At 74.1% G+C, this 14,842-nt stretch carries 16 protein-coding genes; 5 read left to right on the forward strand and 11 right to left on the reverse strand.

Annotated elements, in window-relative coordinates:
- Positions 1-512: flagellar basal body-associated FliL family protein (locus AB0M46_RS39905; protein ID WP_363345074.1), on the forward strand; the 512-nt coding region annotated here is incomplete at its 5' end.
- Between the two features lie 22 nt (positions 513-534).
- Here the strand turns inward: AB0M46_RS39905 and AB0M46_RS39910 are convergent.
- Positions 535-1,797 (reverse strand): PKD domain containing protein, encoded by a 1,263-nt coding sequence (locus AB0M46_RS39910; RefSeq protein ID WP_363345076.1) that lies wholly within the window; start codon positions 1,795-1,797, stop codon positions 535-537.
- Positions 1,798-1,910: 113 nt separating this feature from the next.
- Positions 1,911-2,339 (reverse strand): PPOX class F420-dependent oxidoreductase, encoded by a 429-nt coding sequence (locus AB0M46_RS39915; RefSeq protein ID WP_363345078.1) that lies wholly within the window; start codon positions 2,337-2,339, stop codon positions 1,911-1,913.
- Between the two features lie 167 nt (positions 2,340-2,506).
- Here AB0M46_RS39915 and AB0M46_RS39920 point away from each other — a divergent pair, with 167 nt between their 5' ends.
- Positions 2,507-3,322 (forward strand): universal stress protein, encoded by an 816-nt coding sequence (locus AB0M46_RS39920; protein WP_363345080.1) that lies wholly within the window; start codon positions 2,507-2,509, stop codon positions 3,320-3,322.
- Between the two features lie 47 nt (positions 3,323-3,369).
- Here AB0M46_RS39920 and AB0M46_RS39925 read toward each other — a convergent pair whose 3' ends face one another.
- Genes AB0M46_RS39925 through AB0M46_RS39950 form a run of 6 tightly spaced genes read right to left on the reverse strand, consistent with a single transcriptional unit; the run spans position 3,370 to position 7,723 of the window.
- On the reverse strand, positions 3,370-4,377 hold the full coding sequence (locus AB0M46_RS39925) for a zinc-binding alcohol dehydrogenase family protein (protein ID WP_363345082.1): 1,008 nt from the start codon (positions 4,375-4,377) through the stop codon (positions 3,370-3,372).
- A gap of 35 nt (positions 4,378-4,412) precedes the next feature.
- Positions 4,413-4,631 (reverse strand): 4Fe-4S dicluster domain-containing protein, encoded by a 219-nt coding sequence (locus tag AB0M46_RS39930; RefSeq protein ID WP_363345083.1) that lies wholly within the window; start codon positions 4,629-4,631, stop codon positions 4,413-4,415.
- Positions 4,628-5,341 carry a GntR family transcriptional regulator gene (locus tag AB0M46_RS39935; RefSeq protein WP_363345084.1) on the reverse strand — a complete coding sequence of 238 codons (714 nt, stop codon included), beginning with the start codon at positions 5,339-5,341 and terminating at the stop codon, positions 4,628-4,630. The genes AB0M46_RS39930 and AB0M46_RS39935 overlap by 4 nt, the downstream gene beginning before the upstream one ends.
- Complete coding sequence (locus tag AB0M46_RS39940; protein ID WP_363345085.1) at positions 5,338-6,108, reverse strand: thiamine pyrophosphate-dependent enzyme; 771 nt, start codon at positions 6,106-6,108, stop codon at positions 5,338-5,340. Before AB0M46_RS39940 ends, AB0M46_RS39935 begins: the two co-directional genes overlap by 4 nt.
- Positions 6,105-7,166 carry a hypothetical protein gene (locus AB0M46_RS39945; protein ID WP_363345086.1) on the reverse strand — a complete coding sequence of 354 codons (1,062 nt, stop codon included), beginning with the start codon at positions 7,164-7,166 and terminating at the stop codon, positions 6,105-6,107. The genes AB0M46_RS39940 and AB0M46_RS39945 overlap by 4 nt, the downstream gene beginning before the upstream one ends.
- Complete coding sequence (locus AB0M46_RS39950; RefSeq protein ID WP_363345087.1) at positions 7,163-7,723, reverse strand: 2-oxoacid:acceptor oxidoreductase family protein; 561 nt, start codon at positions 7,721-7,723, stop codon at positions 7,163-7,165. The genes AB0M46_RS39945 and AB0M46_RS39950 overlap by 4 nt, the downstream gene beginning before the upstream one ends.
- 71 nt (positions 7,724-7,794) lie before the next feature.
- On the opposite strand from AB0M46_RS39950, the gene AB0M46_RS39955 reads away from it, so the two are divergent.
- Both AB0M46_RS39955 and AB0M46_RS39960 read left to right on the forward strand, forming a co-directional pair.
- Positions 7,795-8,889, forward strand: a complete 1,095-nt coding sequence (locus AB0M46_RS39955; RefSeq protein ID WP_363345088.1) for a zinc-binding dehydrogenase — start codon at positions 7,795-7,797, stop codon at positions 8,887-8,889.
- A complete protein-coding gene (locus AB0M46_RS39960) occupies positions 8,886-10,286 on the forward strand; it encodes a class I adenylate-forming enzyme family protein (RefSeq protein WP_363345089.1) in 1,401 nt (466 codons plus the stop codon). The genes AB0M46_RS39955 and AB0M46_RS39960 overlap by 4 nt, the downstream gene beginning before the upstream one ends.
- On the opposite strand, the gene AB0M46_RS39965 is transcribed toward AB0M46_RS39960, so the two are convergent.
- Positions 10,275-10,679: a helix-turn-helix domain-containing protein gene (locus AB0M46_RS39965; protein ID WP_363345090.1), complete on the reverse strand. Its 405-nt coding sequence runs from the start codon at positions 10,677-10,679 to the stop codon at positions 10,275-10,277. The genes AB0M46_RS39960 and AB0M46_RS39965 overlap by 12 nt on opposite strands.
- 77 nt (positions 10,680-10,756) lie before the next feature.
- Here AB0M46_RS39965 and AB0M46_RS39970 point away from each other — a divergent pair, with 77 nt between their 5' ends.
- Entirely contained in the window at positions 10,757-11,677 is a 921-nt protein-coding gene (locus AB0M46_RS39970) for an NADP-dependent oxidoreductase (RefSeq protein ID WP_363345091.1), read from the forward strand.
- Positions 11,678-11,774: 97 nt separating this feature from the next.
- Here the strand turns inward: AB0M46_RS39970 and AB0M46_RS39975 are convergent, their stop codons facing one another.
- Both AB0M46_RS39975 and AB0M46_RS39980 read right to left on the reverse strand, forming a co-directional pair.
- Positions 11,775-13,022 carry a vanadium-dependent haloperoxidase gene (locus AB0M46_RS39975; RefSeq protein WP_363345092.1) on the reverse strand — a complete coding sequence of 416 codons (1,248 nt, stop codon included), beginning with the start codon at positions 13,020-13,022 and terminating at the stop codon, positions 11,775-11,777.
- A 183-nt stretch (positions 13,023-13,205) separates the two neighbouring features.
- Positions 13,206-14,774, reverse strand: coding sequence for an AMP-binding protein (locus AB0M46_RS39980; RefSeq protein WP_363345093.1), 1,569 nt, complete (start codon positions 14,772-14,774; stop codon positions 13,206-13,208).
- Positions 14,775-14,842 lie beyond the last annotated feature (68 nt).

Raw genomic sequence — 14,842 nt, forward strand, 5'->3', positions numbered from 1 at the left:
ACCCGCACCCTCCTACCCTCCGCATCCACCACCAGCTGACGAGGAGCACTCCCATGGCCGACGACAAGAAGACCAGCGAGGAGACCCCCGCCAAACGCGGTGGCAGCAAGAAACTCATCCTGATCGCCGCGATCGTGCTGGTCGCCCTCGCCGGCGGCGGCCTCGGCGGGTACATGATGTTCGCCCCCAAACACGCCACCGCCGAACCGGCCCCAACCCCCGGCCCCGTCGCCGTCCTCGACGCCATCACCATCAACCTCGCCGACGGGCACTACCTCAAACTCAAGATGACCCTCCAGGCCACCACCGAGGCCGCCGAACCCCCCGACGGCAGCAAGGCCCTGGACATCGCGATCGGGCTCTACAGCGGCCGCAAGATGGACGAGCTGATGTCCAACGCCGAGCGCGACCGCACCAAGAAGGCGCTCGTCGAGAAGGTCGTGCAGGCCTACACGGTGCACAAGAAGAAGGAGGTCATGGACATCTACTTCACCACCTTCGTCATCCAGTGACGGCGCGGCCGCGGCGGTGCGCTCAGCCGTCGACGGCCGGTAGCAGACCGATCCTGCCGTGGTAGGTGCGGCCGAGCTGGTCCGTGTCGGAGCCGACCAGCAGGCCGGCCGGGCTGGTGACGAGCACGCCGACGCCCACGCCCCGGCTGTGGGTCGGGTTCCAGGGCAGGGCGGCGCCGGTGCGCGGGTTCAGGGCGGCGATGCCGGGCCGGTACACCGCGCCCGGGCCGGCGCTCTTGTGGCCGGCCGGGTTGTCCATCCACTGCTGGTGGCCGCCGACGTACACGGCGGCGCCGGTCACCGCGACCGACCACAGCGTGTTGCCCCCGGTGCGGTTCACCCAGGCCGGCGCGTGGTTGCCGGGGCCGTTCAGGTCGAAGCGGGCCACGCTGTCGCACATGCGGGTCGCACCCGACATGCCGCCGGTGGCCGCGACCGCCAGCCAGGTGCCGTCCGGGGCGAAGTCCACGCCGCGCAGATAGCTGTCGTACAGCGTCTTGCACCGCGCCGCGTAGGCGTCGGTCGACCAGGCGTCCAGCGCCGGTGCGGTACCGCCGACGCCGGCCACCAGCAGCTGCGGCCTTCGCTGCCCGGAGGCGGTGTCGAACGCGCCGACGGCGGCGAGCCGTGCCCCGTCGTTGGTCACGGCGAGCGCCTCGACCTTGACCTTGTCGTGGTTGGCGTTGGCCAGTCGCAGGTCGAACGCCGGGTCGGCGGCCCCGGTGGCGGCGTCCAGCCGGGCCAGGCCCGTCCGGCGGGCGCCACCGATACTGGTGAAGGTGCCGCCGGCGTACACCCACGAGCCCGCGGCGACGAGCGCCCGGATCTGTCCCTTGCCCGCCTTGGCGTCGAACCCCGGCACCAGCGCCCCGGTGGCCACGTCGAGCTCGGCGAGCCCGGGCCGCGCCGTGCCGTTGACGCGGGCGAACTTTCCCGCCACGTACACGCCGCCGGACGGGCTCGCGGCCAGCGCCGTGACCGGGCCGTCGAGGACCGGGGCGGCGTCGAGGACGCGGCCGGTGCCGAGCTGGAACGCGAACAGGTACCGCCGCGGCAGCCGCGTCTTCCCGCCCGCCTCCGCGACGGCGGTGAAGTCCCCGCCGACCACGACGGTGTCCCCGACGACGGCGATGGCGGTCACCGTCCCGTCGAGCACGTTCGGCGTCCAGACCACCGGCTGGTCGCTGACCACGCCCGGCAGCGACTGCCCGGCGGCCGCCGGCCCGGCCACGGCCAGCGCGATGAGCAACACGGCGGCGACGAGCGGCCGCAAGATCCTTCGCACCTGGGCTCAACGACCCAGCCGGGCGCCAGGATGCCGCCGAAGTTCGACATGTCGGATATTGGCGGTTCAGGCGTGCTCGGGGACCATTTCGGCGGCGGGCAGCCGCGCGCCGCTCACATCGCGGCGACGTCGCGGACGCCCACCACGCGGTCGATGTGCATGCGGCACAGCAGGTTGCCCGGGCCGCTGTTGACCTCGCCGTACCGCTCGGCCTGGCCGGCCGGCACGTAGCGGGCGGCGATCCGGGTCGCCCAGTCCTGCAGGTCGGGCGGGTCGTCGGTGACGCCGACGTCACCCCGGATGGCCACAAAATGGTACGGGAACGCCGGCACGTCGACGGTCAGCGCCGCCTTCGGGTTGGCCCGCAGGTGGCGGCCCTTCACCGAGTCGCGCCCGGTGCTGAAGACGAGATCGTGCCCGTCGACCACGAACCAGATCGGAGCGGCGTGCGGGTCACCGTCGGGCGCGGCGGTGGCGAGCGTGCCGGTGCGGGTCCCGTCGGTAAGGAAAGCGAGCGCCTCGGCCTCGGTCATAGTGGTCATACCTGCAGTCTGGCGCGGGCCGGCCCCGGCGGCGGAGGACCCGCGGAATGATGCCGGGCCGGCTTCAGCCCCGGCGCACGGCGTCGCCCGGTGCTCACGTGGCTGCGGCCCGGCACGGCGCGGCACGCTGGAAGTGACTGCCCGGAAGGAAACCAGGAGGTGCTGCGATGGGTACCGCTCTGCCAGTCGTCGTCGGGACGGACGGCTCGCCCGAGAGTCTCGACGCCGTCGCCTGGGCGGCGGTCGAGGCCGACGTCCGGCGCCGGCCGCTGCGGATCGTGCACGCGTTCGTGTGGCCGACCGTGTACGCACCGTTCGCCGCACCCGTGCCGCCGCCTTACGAGTCGGGCATCCAGGAGGCCGCGACCGAGATCCTGGACGAGGCCGCCGAGCGGGCCCGGTCGGCCGCCCCCGGGGCCCAGGTCGAGACCGAGATCCGGATCGAGCAGCCGGGGGCGGCGCTCATCGCCGCGTCCGAGTCCGCCTCGCTGGTCGTGGTCGGCCACCGCGGCCGCGGCGGGTTCACCGGCATGCTGCTCGGCTCCGTCGGCGTGGCCCTGGCCGCGCACGCCACCTGCCCGACGGTCGTCGTCCGGCGCGGTGGCGAGGGCGGGACGGCCACCGGCCGGATCGTGGTCGGCGTGGACGGCTCGCCCCAGGGTGAGCTGGCGCTGGAGTTCGCGTTCGACCACGCCTCGGCCTACAGCGCCGGGCTGACCGCGCTGCACGTGTACGACCGGCCGACCGAGAACCACAGCCTGGCCGAGGTCGTGGGCCGCTGGACCGAGAAGTACCCCGACGTCAACGCCCGCTACCACGGCGTGCTCGGCCGCCCGGCCGAGGCGCTGGTCGACCATTCGCAGGGCGCGCTGCTGCTGGTGGTCGGCTCGCGCGGCCGGGGCGGCTTCACCGGCATGCTGCTGGGCTCGGTGAGCCAGGCCGCCATCCGCCATGCGACCTGCCCGGTGGCGGTCGTCAAGTAACACGGTGCGTCACGGCAACCCCGCGAAACGGCCCGCGGTGGCGGTCGTCAAGGAGTGCAGTGCAGCACGGCCGCCCCCGCGAAGCGGTCCTCGGCCAGGTCGGCCAGGGCGCGGTCGGCGTCGGCCAGCGCGTAGCCGGTCGTGGTCACCCGCAGCCGGTGCCGGGCCGCGATGTCGAGGAACTCGCGGCCGTCGGCGCGGGTGTTGGCCGTGACGCTGGCCAGCTTGCGCTCCTGGAACAGGTGCTCGGCGTAGTTGAGCGGCGGGATGTCGGTGAGGTGGATGCCCGCGATCGCCAGGGTCCCGCCCCGGTCCAGCGCGGCCAGCGCCGGCGGGACCAGCGTGCCGACCGGCGCGAAGAGGATCGCCGAGTCCAGCGGCTCAGGCGGCGCGGTGTCGGAGGCGGACGCCGCGCCGAGCGACAGGGCCAGCTCCCGGGCCGCGGCCGAGCGGGTGACCACGTGGACGGTCGCCCCTTCGGCCAGGGCCACCTGGGCGGCGAGGTGGGCCGACCCGCCGAACCCGTAGACGCCGAGCCGGCCCCCCGGCGGCAGCCCGGCCCGGCGCAGCGCCCGGAATCCGATGATCCCGGCGCACAGCAGCGGCGCGACCTCCTCGTCGCTGTAGGCGGCCGGCAGCCGGTAGACGTAGGCGGCCGGGGCGACGCAGTACTCGGCGTACCCGCCGTCGGCGTCCCAGCCGGTGTACTTCGAGTCGGGGCACAGGTTCTCCGCCCCGCGCCGGCAGTAGCGGCACGTGCCATCGGTCCGCCGCAGCCAGGCCACGCCGACGCGGGTGCCGACCGGCGGGTCGGTCACGTCCGCGCCCAGCGCCTCGACGGTGCCGACGATCTCGTGGCCGGGGACCGTCCCGCGCCGGCGCGGCGGAAGGTCACCCTCGGCGAGGTGCAGGTCGGTGCGGCAGACCGCACAGGTGTGCACGCGGACCAGCACCTCGCCGGCGGACGGGCGGGGCACGGGCAGCGTCACCCGGCGCAGGGGATGCGTCGCGACGGGCCCGGGCCGGTCGACCTGCCAGGCGGTCATCGTGTCCATGACCGCCCTGTTCCCCCGGCGGGCGGGTTCAGGCCTCAGGTGTACCGGTACACCGCGATCACGTGGTCGGGGCAGACCAGCTGGCAGGCCGTGCAGCCGGTGCAGCCCTCGTGGAGCATCGGATAGCGGTACCCCTGCTCGTTCACGGCGGCCGACATGCTCAGCACGTCGGGCGGGCAGGCGGCGATGCACAGCTCGCAGCCCTTGCACCGCTCCGGGTCGATGACGAGTGTGCCGCGGCTGACCCGGCTCATGTCTCGCTCCCTTCCAAGGTTCGCGCGATGTCCGTCCACTCCGGATCGTCCACTGTGTCCGGCTCCGGGAACACGCCGCGGCGGCGCAGCGCGCGGATCGCGTTGTCCGCCGTCAGGCGCAGGTGGGCCAGGGCCGCCGTGCCGGCCGCGTCGGGGTCCCCGGCGCGCAGCGCGAGGTACTCGGCGTGCAGCGCGGCGCGCTCCTCGGCCAGGGCGTCGTCGATCGAGAACCGGGCGGCGACCGGCACCAGGCCGCTGAAGGTGCGCAGCAGCGCCCGCAGATGGTTGCCCGCCCCGGCGACGTTGACCACCCGGCGGAACTCGCGGGCGAGGTCCTCGTACTCGTCCGGGCTCTCGCAGCCGGCGAGGGCCTCGTCGAGCTTGCCCAGCGCCTCCAGCACGGCCGGGTCGCCGCGGCGGGCGACGCGCCGGTTGGTCAGGGCGCTCAGCATGCCGTACAACTCGAACGCCTCCCGGACGGTGGCGTCGTCGAACTCGGCGACGAACGCGCGGCGGTAGTGCGCCCGCTCGACCAGCCCGTCGCGCTCGAGCTGGATGAGCCCCTCGCGGACCGGCACGCGGCTCACCCCGAGCTCGTCGGCGATCGCGTCGAGGTCGAGGCGCTGACCGCTGCGCAGGTCGCCGTCGAAGAGGCGGCGCAGCACGTAGGCGGCGACCGCCTCGCTGGTGTTGGCCCGCTCGAGCTTCACGGCGTCACCAGTTCCCCGAGGCCGTACGTCTGCTCCATGGTGCCCTGCTGGTATCCGGGCCCCTCGGCGGTGGGCACGAACCAGCCGGTCGGGCACATGGTGAGGATCTCCACCAGCGAGAACCCGCCGCCGGCCAGCTGCGTCTGGAACGCCTTGCGCAGCATGCGTTTGGTCTGCAGCACCGAGCCGGCGGTGGAGACCGCTCCGCGCGCCACGTACCCGACGCCGCGCAGCCCGGCGACGAGGTCGGCGACCGGGATCGGGTACCCGTGCCGCTCGGGGTCGCGGCCCTCGATGCTCGTCTTGGTCCGCTGGCCGAGCACGGTGGTCGCGGTCTGCTGCCCGCCGGTGTCGCCGAAGACGCCGTTGTTGAGCATGACGCAGGTGATGTTCTCGCCGCGGGCGGCCGCGTGCAGCACCTCCTGCAGGCCCTCGTTGGCCATGTCGCCGTCGCCCTGCAGCGTGAACACCGCGACGCCGGGGCGCACCCGCTTGATCCCGGTGGCGCAGGCCGGCGCGCGGCCGTGCAGGCACTGCAGGACGTCGACGTCCATGATGCGCACGAAGCTGCCGTAGCAGCCGTGGCCGACGACGCCGATGGTCTTCTGCACGATGTCGAGCTCCTGGAGTACCTCCAGGAGAATGCGCAACGCAACGGGCTCTCCGCAGCCGGGGCACAGCGAGTGCTCGCCGAGGATGAGGCTCGGCCGGAAGTCGGCGACCTGCTTGGCGTCGCGCTGCGGGGGCCGGGTGGTGTCGATGGTCATAGCGCCTCCAGTATGCGGCGGCGGATCTCGGGAGCGTCCAGCAGCGGGCCGTACGACAGGCCGGACTCGGCGATGCTGACTCCGCCGACGAACCGCACCGCCCGCCGGTCGTGGGCGTGGATGCGCACGTCGTCGACCATCTGCCCGGCGTTGAGCTCGAACACCAGCACGCGCTTCGCCGTCCGGGTCGCCGCCTCCAGCGCCTCCCCCGGGAACGGCCACAGCGTCACCGGCCGGAACCAGCCGATGGCGTGCCCCTCGGCCCGCAGCTCGGCCACGACGTGCTCGACGAACTTCGCGGCCGACCCGAACGACACGACCACGGTCTCGGCGCCGTCCACATCGGACTGCTCGTGCCGGGCCTCCAGCCGCTCGATCCGCGCGAACTTCTCGGCGATCGCCCGCCAGTGCCCGTCCGGACCGGGCCCGGGGGCGGTCGCCTTGCCCATCGCCCACGTCCAGACCTGCCTGCTGCGCCCGGTCCCGCCGCCGGTGCCGTCCAGCGCCCAGTCCTTCGCCGGCAGCGGGCCGAAGTCCAGTGGCTCGACGGACACCCCGACCCGGGTCTGGGCCAGCAGCGGATCGCCGTACAGCACCACGGGCGCGCGGTGCTTGTCGGCCAGGTGGAACAGCAGCTGGGTGTGCTCGACCGCCTCGGGGATGTCCTTGGGCGCGAGCGTGATGGTCCGGTAGTCGCCCCAGCCGCCGCCCCGGGTGGCCTGGAAGTAGTCCTGCTGGTTGCGGGCCAGGTTGAACACGACGAACGGCGTCTCGTTGAGCGCGGCCTCGGCGATCGCCTCCTGCATGAGCGCGATCCCCTGCCCGCACGAGCCGGTGGCGGCCCGCGAACCGGCCGCCGCCGCGCCCAGGGCCATGTTGACCCCCTCGATCTCGCTCTCCGCGTTGATGCACACGCCGCCGGCCTCGGGCAGCCGCCGCGACATCTGCTCCAGCAGCCCGGTGAACGGCGACATCGGGTAGCCGGCGAAGAACCGGCACCCGGCCGCGATCGCGGCCTCGGCCATCGCCGAGGTCCCTTCGAGCAGTTCCAGCGTCATGCAGTCCTGCCTTCAGTAGCTCCGACGGTCATGCCGCCCACCTCCAGGGCTCGCTTGTTGGCCGCGGCGTGCTGGCGGCGGTACGGCGGGAGCAGCTCCTCCATCGCCTCGGCCAGCGACTCCGGCGCGACCATGCGGGTGATCGCGTTGTACTTGCCGAGCAGCACGAACCCGAGCGCGTTCGGCGCCTCGGCCTGCTTGGCCAGCGCCGCCGCGTCCACGGCGACCACGCGCAGATCCTCCCGGAACCCCTCGGGGTCGACGAGCGGCGTGTTGGCCACGACGAGCGCCCCGGTCCGCAGCCTGTTCTCGACGCCCTCGGAGTGTTTGCGGTGGGCGAAGATGGCGGACCAGGCCGACGGGAGGATGGGCAGCGCCTTGAGCGGCTCGTCGCCGATGACGACGCCGGCCTTGGAGGGGCCGCCGCGCATCTCACCGCCGTAGTCGGCGGCCAGCATGGCGTACCGGCCCTCGCGGGTGGCGGCCAGCGCCAGGGTCTTGGCGAGCAGCTGGATCCCTTGCCCACCGATGCCGGTGACGAGTAGCTCGCGCTCCATCCTCAACCTCCCTTGACGCGGTTTAGATATTGAATACAAAATCTGATTCAACCGTCAAGGGAGGTCTCGAATTGAGGGCACTGGTCCTGCGTGGCTTCGGCGACGCGGCCGTCGAGGAGGTCCCCGACCCGGCACCGGGTCCGGGCGAGGCCGTCGTCGACGTCGCCTGCGTGCAGCCGAGCGTCACCGAGTGCATGCTGCTGGCTGGCGAGCCGATCGCCATGCACACCGTCCTCGCCGCCCGCCTGGCCGAGGGCCCGGTCCGCTTCGGCGGCCACGAGTTCGCCGGCGTGGTGCGCGCGCTCGGCTCGGGCACGCCCGGCGGGATCCGGGTCGGCGATCGGGTCACCGCGGTGGAGACCGCGGCGTGCGGCCGGTGCGCGGCCTGCCGCCGGGACCGCCCCGACGCCTGCCCGTCCCCCGCCGTGCTCGGCTTCACCGGCCCGGGCGCGTTCGCCGAACGGGTCGTCGTGCCGGCCAAGACCCTCGTCCGCGTGCCCGACGGCATCACCGCCTCCCAGGCCGCCGCGATCCAGCCGCTGGCCGGCGCGATCCACGGCCACGCCGCCGCCGCGGTCCGCCCCGGCGACAGCGTCCTGGTCATCGGGGCCGGCGTCATGGGCGTCCTGCACACGCAGGTGGCCCGCCACGGCGGCGCGGGCCTGGTCATGGTCAGCGGCCGAAGCCCCGCCAAGCGCGAGCTGGCCCAGCGGGCCGGCGCGGACCTGGTCATCGACGCCGCCGACGACGTGGAGGCCGCCGTGCTCGACGCCACCGAGGGCATCGGCGCCGACGTGGTCTTCGAGGCGGCCGGCGAGGGGACCTTCGGCCTTGCCGCCCGGTGCGTGCGCCGCGGCGGCGTCATCGTCATGGTCTCGGTGCTGCCCGACCACGCGCCGGCCCCGCTCGCGCGCCTGCGGGAACGCTCCGTCGCGCTGCTGCACCCGCGCTCCGGCGCCGGCGGCTACTCTCCGGGAAGCGGCGCCTTCGAGCACGCCCTGCGCCTGGTCGCCCGCGGCGACGTCGACGTCTCCTGCCTCATCAGTCACCGCCTCGCCGGCGTCGAGGCGCTGCCGGAGGCCCTCGCGATCACGCGGGACAAGCGGCGCTACGGCGCGCTCGGCCCGGCCCAGGTCGACCTCTTCGACTGGGACCGCGCCGCATGAGCCTGCTCATCGGGGACATCGTCACGACCGCGGCGCTCACCGTGCCCAACACGCTCGCGGCCACCCTCGGCCCGGACCAGCTCACCTTCCGCGAGCTGGACGCGGCCGCCGACCGCACCGGCAACGCCCTCGCCGGCCTCGGCGTACGCCCGGGCGACACGGTGCTGTGGTGCGTGACGCCGACGCTGCGCTCGGTCGAGGTCTTCGTCGCCTGCGCCCGCATCGGGGCCGTCTTCGCCCCCGTCAACCCGGCCCTGCCGCTCGCCGAGCGCGACCGCGTGGTGTCCTACGTGGACCCTCGGGTCGTCCTGTCCGACGTGGACTTCACCGTCCCCGCCCTCCCGCCGTCCGTCCTGGACGGCGGCGCGACCGGCCTGCGCCGGGTGCCGATCGACGACCGGGCGCCGCACATCCTGTACCTGACCAGCGGGAGCACCGGCACCCCGAAGGGCGCCCTGGTGAGCCACCGGGCGAGCTGGCTGCGCGCGGCGCCGGGCGGGGGCACCTTCACCAGCGGGCTGCGGGGGGACGGCGGCGTGGTGTGCACCTTCCCGCTGTACCACTACGGGGGTTGGCACTACGTCATGGAGGCGTGGCAGCACCGCACGGCCGTGCACCTGGTCCGCCGGGCCGACGCCGCGGACATGATCGACGTGGTGCAGCGGCGCCGGCCCGCGGCCCTGTACTGCATCCCGGCCGTCTGGGAGCGCCTGCTGGACCGCGAGCACCGCCGCGCCGACCTGCGCTCGCTGCAGCACGCCGACACCGGCACGTCCAGCGTCGCCGCCGAGCTGGTCGAGCGCATCAAGGACCGGCTGCCGGGCACCACGACGACGATCCTGTACGGCTCGACCGAGGCCGGCCGCATGGCCGCCCTGCACGACTGGGAGCTCGATCGCAAGCCCGGCAGTGTCGGCCGCCCGGCCACTCCGAACGCGCTGTGGCTGGACGACGGCGAGGTGTGCACGTCCGGCCCGGCCCTGATGAACGGCTACCTGGGCGCCGACCCGCTCACCGGCCCGTACCGCGCCGGCGACGTCGGCCGCCTCGACGACGAGGGCTACCTGTACCTGACCGGCCGCACCCGCGAGGTCATCCGCACCGGCGGCGAGTCCTTCGGCCCGGCCGAGGTCGAGCACGTCCTGCGCGACCTGCCGGGCATCCTCGACGTGGCCGTGGTCGGCCTGCCCGACCCGAAGTGGGGCGAGACGGTCTGCGCCGTGTTCGTGCTCCCGCCCGGCGCCGGCGCCCCGACCCCGGCCGCGATCCGCGAGCACGTCGACGGCCGCCTGGCCTCGTTCAAGCTGCCGCGGCGCGTGGCCGTGGTGCCGGCGATCCCGCGCACCCCGGCCACGGGCCAGATCCAGCGCACCCGCCTGCGCGAGCTACTGGGCTGAGGACTCGTCGTAGGAGGCCTGCGCCCGCTCGACCGCCTCGATGTGCGTCTCGGCCCACGCCTTGATCGAGGCCATGAGCGGCAGCAGGCTCTCCCCGAGCGCGGTGAGCCGGTAGTCGACGCGCACCGGCACCGAGGCCGTGACCGTGCGCGTCAGCAGCCCGTCGCGCTCCATGGTGCGCAGCGTCTGGGTGAGCATCTTCTGGCTGACGCCGGCGATGCGGCGGCTGAGGTCGCTGTAGCGCTGCGGTCCCCCGGCCAGCGCGGTGAGCACGAGGCTCACCCACTTGTCGCTGATGCGGTCGAGCAGCTTGCGGGCCGGGCAGCTGGCCATGAACGCGTCGTACTCGAGCCGCCGCTGCTCCCGCCGCTGCGCCACCGTCCGCGTCGCCATGGCCCCACCTCCCGGTACGGTACGCACCCCGGAGTGCGTACTTCCCGATAGAGAGTAGCTCTCCATACGGTTGAGGCATGAGAGCTGTGACTATTCGCGCGTACGGCGGCCCCGAGGTCCTGGAGGTGACCGACGTCCCCGAACCGGTCCCCGGCCCGGCCCAGGTCCGCATCCGCGTGGCCGCCGCCGCCGTGAACCCGGTCGACGTCCAGACCAGAACGGGCGCCCTGACCCGCGCCGGCATCATGCTCGATCGGGAGGTCGTGGGCCTGGGCTGGGACGTGTCCGGAGTCGTCGATGCCGTCGGCCCGTCCGTCGAGGACTTCGCCCCCGGCGACCGGGTGATCGGCCTGTCCGACCTCCCCGGATTGGCTGCGAAGGCCCAGGCGGACTTCGTGGTACTGGATGCCGCCGCCACCGCCCGCCTGCCCGAGGACACCGACCTGGTCGCGGCCGCCACCCTGCCGCTCAACGCCCTGACCGCCGCACAGTCCCTGGACCTGCTTCCCCGGCGGCCGGAAACCTTGCTGGTGACGGGCGCGGCCGGCGCGGTGGGCGGCTATACGGTCGAACTGGCGGCCCGCGCGGGGGCCAGGGTGATCGCCGTGGCCCGCGCCGGCGACGAGTCACTCGTGCGGTCGCTGGGCGCCGCCGAGGTGGTGCCCCCGTCCGACGACCTGGCCGCCGCGGTCCGCGCCCTGGCTCCGGGTGGGGTGGACGCCGCCGTCGACGTGGCCAGCCTGGGCATCCGGGCACTGGACGCGGTCCGCGGCGCCGGCGCCTTCGTGTCCGTGCTCAGCGGCGCGGCGCCGCCCCCGCTGCGCGGCATCCGCGTGGCCAACGTCTGGATCCGCGCCGACGGCCCGCGCCTGGCCACCCTGGCCGCCTCCGGCCTGACGTTGCGCGTGGCCGCCACCCTCCCCTTGACCGACGTGGCCGACGCCCACCGAACGCTGGAGTCCGGCGGCCTGCGCGGCCGCCTGGTCCTCGTCCCGTAGCCGGAGCGCAGCGGAGGGGCCGCGAAACATCGGCACAGCATCAGCTCAGGCCGGCGCCGGAGCGCAGCGGAGGCGCCGGCCTGAGCCCGGCCGGCGTCTACAGCGGCCGACCGTGCCAGCGGGAAAGTGCGGCCAGGGCGGCCCGCCGGCCGACGGCGGCCCCCACCTCGTCGGTGTTGCGGAAGTGGACGCCCTCCCAGACGCGCGCGTCGATGTTGTCGCGCGTCAGCTCCGACCACCGCCGGTACGTCAGCGTCACGTCGGTGGCCACCGCACTCGTCAGGGCGAACTCCGCCCTCGGCGGGCCGGCGAGCGTCTCCAGTACCGCCTGGGCGGCGCCGGCGTAGGTGGTGTGACCCGAGGGGTACTCCGGGTGGGCGGGCGTGGCGATCAACGGCGTCCACGACGGGTCCGGGGCGATGGAGCCGGTGCGGATGGCGGTGACCGGACGCCAGAACAGGTACCGGTACTTTGCCTTGTAGGTCGTGATCTGCGCGTCGATCGTCGCCGCGTGGAACAGGGCGATGAGGGCGATGCGCTTGGCGAGTGGGCGCCGGTCCGCGGCGTGCGAGCCGTGCGGCGCGACGGTCGTGCGCAGCGCGCCGGTGAAGCCGTTGAGTGAGGTCTGCGACCAGAACCGGGCCACCGCCGTCTGCTGGGGCGTGCGCACGGCGCTGTCCACGGCCCCGATCGCCCGCGACTCGGCGAGGTCGCGGAGGTAGACGGCGCTGCCGAGGGCCGGCGGCGGGCCCGGCTGCAGCGGCTCCACGCTGCGCACCAGGAACGGGCGGCCGTCGCCCTGACCTGACTGGACCGGCGCGGCGAAGGCGGGCGGCGTCGGCTGCCAGACGCCGGGCGCGGCCGGCGGCGGGGTGAACGGCCGGTTGACCGAGGCGGGATCGAGCCCGTCGCCGGCCCGCTCGGCGAGCACCGCGCGGGCGGCGGCGACGCCGGCGGCGACGGACCGGTCCGGGTGCCGGACGCTCAGCCGGGCCAGGGTGGCCGCGAGTGCGGCGTCCAGCGCCGGGGCGGCGGCCGGGTTGGTGGTGATGAGCGTCTCGTGGACCGCGGCGGCCAGTGCGAGCTCGGCGTCGGCGCCCGGACGGACGGACGACACCGCGCGCCAGGCGGCGATCCAGGAGACGGCCCAGGTGCGGCTGTTGGTCACCTGCTGGGGGCCGGTGATGACCCCGATGGTGTTGGCGGTGCGGTCGTACCACTCGAGCAGCGTGTCGATCCGCGGCGCGGTGGCGCCGGCCGGCGACGGGATCAGTACGGTGGCGGCGCCTGCGCCGGCGGCGGTCGCCAGCACGGCGCGGCGAGACATGGGCTTCGATGAGAGCACGTCGTGACGGTAATAGGGTTTTCCGATCGACTCAATAGGAAACGCGCGAACTGGTCGCGCCGGCGCTTGGCCAGCCGGGCACCGATCGGGGAGCCGATGGCCGCCCCGAGCGCGCCGGGCAGGCCGGAGCTTGGCCTGGGCGCCGGGGGAGACGCCCCGGCCAGGAACCGGCCTGCCCGAGGATCAGGCCGGCGCGTTGAAGCGCTGGCGCAGCTGGGCCTTGGCGACCTTGCCGCCGGAGCCGCGGGGCAGGTCGTCGACGATCTCCAGGCGCTCGGGCCAGTTCTCCCGCGACACGCCGCGGGCGTCCAGATGGGCGCGCAGATCGTCGAGGGTCAGGGTGGTGGACTCGCGCAGGACCACGAAGGCGCAGACGCGCTCGCCGAACGTGGGGTCCGGCATCGCCACGGCGGCGACCATGGCCACCGCCGGGTGGGCGCCGACGTGGTCCTCGACGGCGGCGGCGCTGATGTTCTTGCCGCCGCGGATGATGAAGTCCGACTTGCGGTCCACCACGCGCAGGTACCCGTCGGCGTCGATGGTGCAGATGTCGCCGGTCAGCATCCAGCCGTCCGGGGTGAACAGCCGCTCGTTGGCGGCCGGGTCGTCGTAGTACCCCAGGCAGGTCGCGGGGCCGGCGCAGGCGGCCTGCCCCGGGCCGCCCGCCGCGGTCACGTCGGAGCCGTCCTCGGCGAACAGCCGCACCCGCATCTCGTCGATGACCCGGCCGGCGGTGCGCAGGCGCTGGTCGGTCGTGTCGCGGACCGAGGTGCGCGACAGCGCGCCGGTCTCGTTGGAGCCGAAGAACTGCAGGACCTTGGCGCCCGTGCGACGCTCGAACTCCGCGGCCCGCTCGAAGGGCACCGCCTCGCCGCCGGTGAACATGCAGCGCAGCGAGGAGAGGTCGACCTCCTCCAGCACCGGGGAGTTCAGCATCATGATGAACTGGGTGCTGACGCAGCAGACCACGGTGATCCGTTCGCGCTCGATCAGGCGCAGCGCCTCGTCGGCGTTGAAGCGGGGCATGACGACCGTCGGGGCGCCCAGCAGGGTCGGGGTGAAGTTCGCGGTCCACTGCGCGAAGCCGTACGGCGCCGGGATCAGCGCCAGGAACACGTCGTCGCCGCGCAGGTCGCCGCACTCGGCCGCGAGCTCGTGGTAGTAGAACCAGCGGTTCTGGTTGTGCACCACGCACTTGGGCATGCCGGTGGTGCCCGACGTCGAGTTGAGCAGGTGCACCTCCCCGATCCCGAGTGCCCGGCCCGAGAGATCGACCGCATCGGCCGGCTCCGGGAAGGACCCGTCGAGCACCACGTGGGTGCCGATGCCGAGGCCGTCGACCAGCGAGGCGACGGGGGCGTCGCGGTGCGACGCGAAGCTCACCAGGGCGGTCGCGCCGCCCACCGTGAGCAGGTGGCGAATCTCGAGGCGGGCCGCGCGCGGGCCGATCGCGACCACGACCACGCCGGCCTTCATCGCCGCCAGGTACACCACGTGCACCTCGACCCCGTCGGGCAGCAGCACCCCGACCCGCGCACCGCGCTCGAGCCCGGCGGCGACGAGCCGGCGGGCGAACGCGGTCGACCACGAGTCGAACTGACGCCAGGTCATCCGGTGCTCCCCCGCGATGAACGCGAGCCCGTCCGGATTCTCCGCGGCGTGGCGACGCACCACGTCGGGCAGGGTTTCGGAGCCCCACCGCCCGACCTCGGCGAGCCGGTCGGCGACATAGCGCCCGTGTACATTCACCATAACCTCCTACCAAACAAGCGCTTGGTTGTGCCATTCTGTTCCCGGCAGATCAACGGTGTCAAGGCGGG

Origin of the sequence: Dactylosporangium sp. NPDC051485 (assembly GCF_040682015.1) — a bacterium.
Classification (GTDB): domain Bacteria; phylum Actinomycetota; class Actinomycetes; order Mycobacteriales; family Micromonosporaceae; genus Dactylosporangium.

Excerpts from the sequence above, each read along its gene's own strand:
- AB0M46_RS39970 (WP_363345091.1), top strand. The coding sequence starts at position 10,757 with ATGAGAGCTGTGACTATTCGCGCGTACGGCGGCCCCGAGGTCCTGGAG.
- AB0M46_RS39925 (WP_363345082.1), bottom strand. The coding sequence starts at position 4,377 with ATGGACACGATGACCGCCTGGCAGGTCGACCGGCCCGGGCCCGTCGCG.
- AB0M46_RS39950 (WP_363345087.1), bottom strand. The coding sequence starts at position 7,723 with ATGGAGCGCGAGCTACTCGTCACCGGCATCGGTGGGCAAGGGATCCAG.
- AB0M46_RS39965 (WP_363345090.1), bottom strand. The coding sequence starts at position 10,679 with ATGGCGACGCGGACGGTGGCGCAGCGGCGGGAGCAGCGGCGGCTCGAG.
- AB0M46_RS39915 (WP_363345078.1), bottom strand. The coding sequence starts at position 2,339 with ATGACCACTATGACCGAGGCCGAGGCGCTCGCTTTCCTTACCGACGGG.
- AB0M46_RS39920 (WP_363345080.1), top strand. The coding sequence starts at position 2,507 with ATGGGTACCGCTCTGCCAGTCGTCGTCGGGACGGACGGCTCGCCCGAG.
- AB0M46_RS39940 (WP_363345085.1), bottom strand. The coding sequence starts at position 6,108 with ATGACCATCGACACCACCCGGCCCCCGCAGCGCGACGCCAAGCAGGTC.
- AB0M46_RS39960 (WP_363345089.1), top strand. The coding sequence starts at position 8,886 with ATGAGCCTGCTCATCGGGGACATCGTCACGACCGCGGCGCTCACCGTG.
- AB0M46_RS39945 (WP_363345086.1), bottom strand. The coding sequence starts at position 7,166 with ATGACGCTGGAACTGCTCGAAGGGACCTCGGCGATGGCCGAGGCCGCG.
- AB0M46_RS39930 (WP_363345083.1), bottom strand. The coding sequence starts at position 4,631 with ATGAGCCGGGTCAGCCGCGGCACACTCGTCATCGACCCGGAGCGGTGC.
- AB0M46_RS39980 (WP_363345093.1), bottom strand. The coding sequence starts at position 14,774 with ATGGTGAATGTACACGGGCGCTATGTCGCCGACCGGCTCGCCGAGGTC.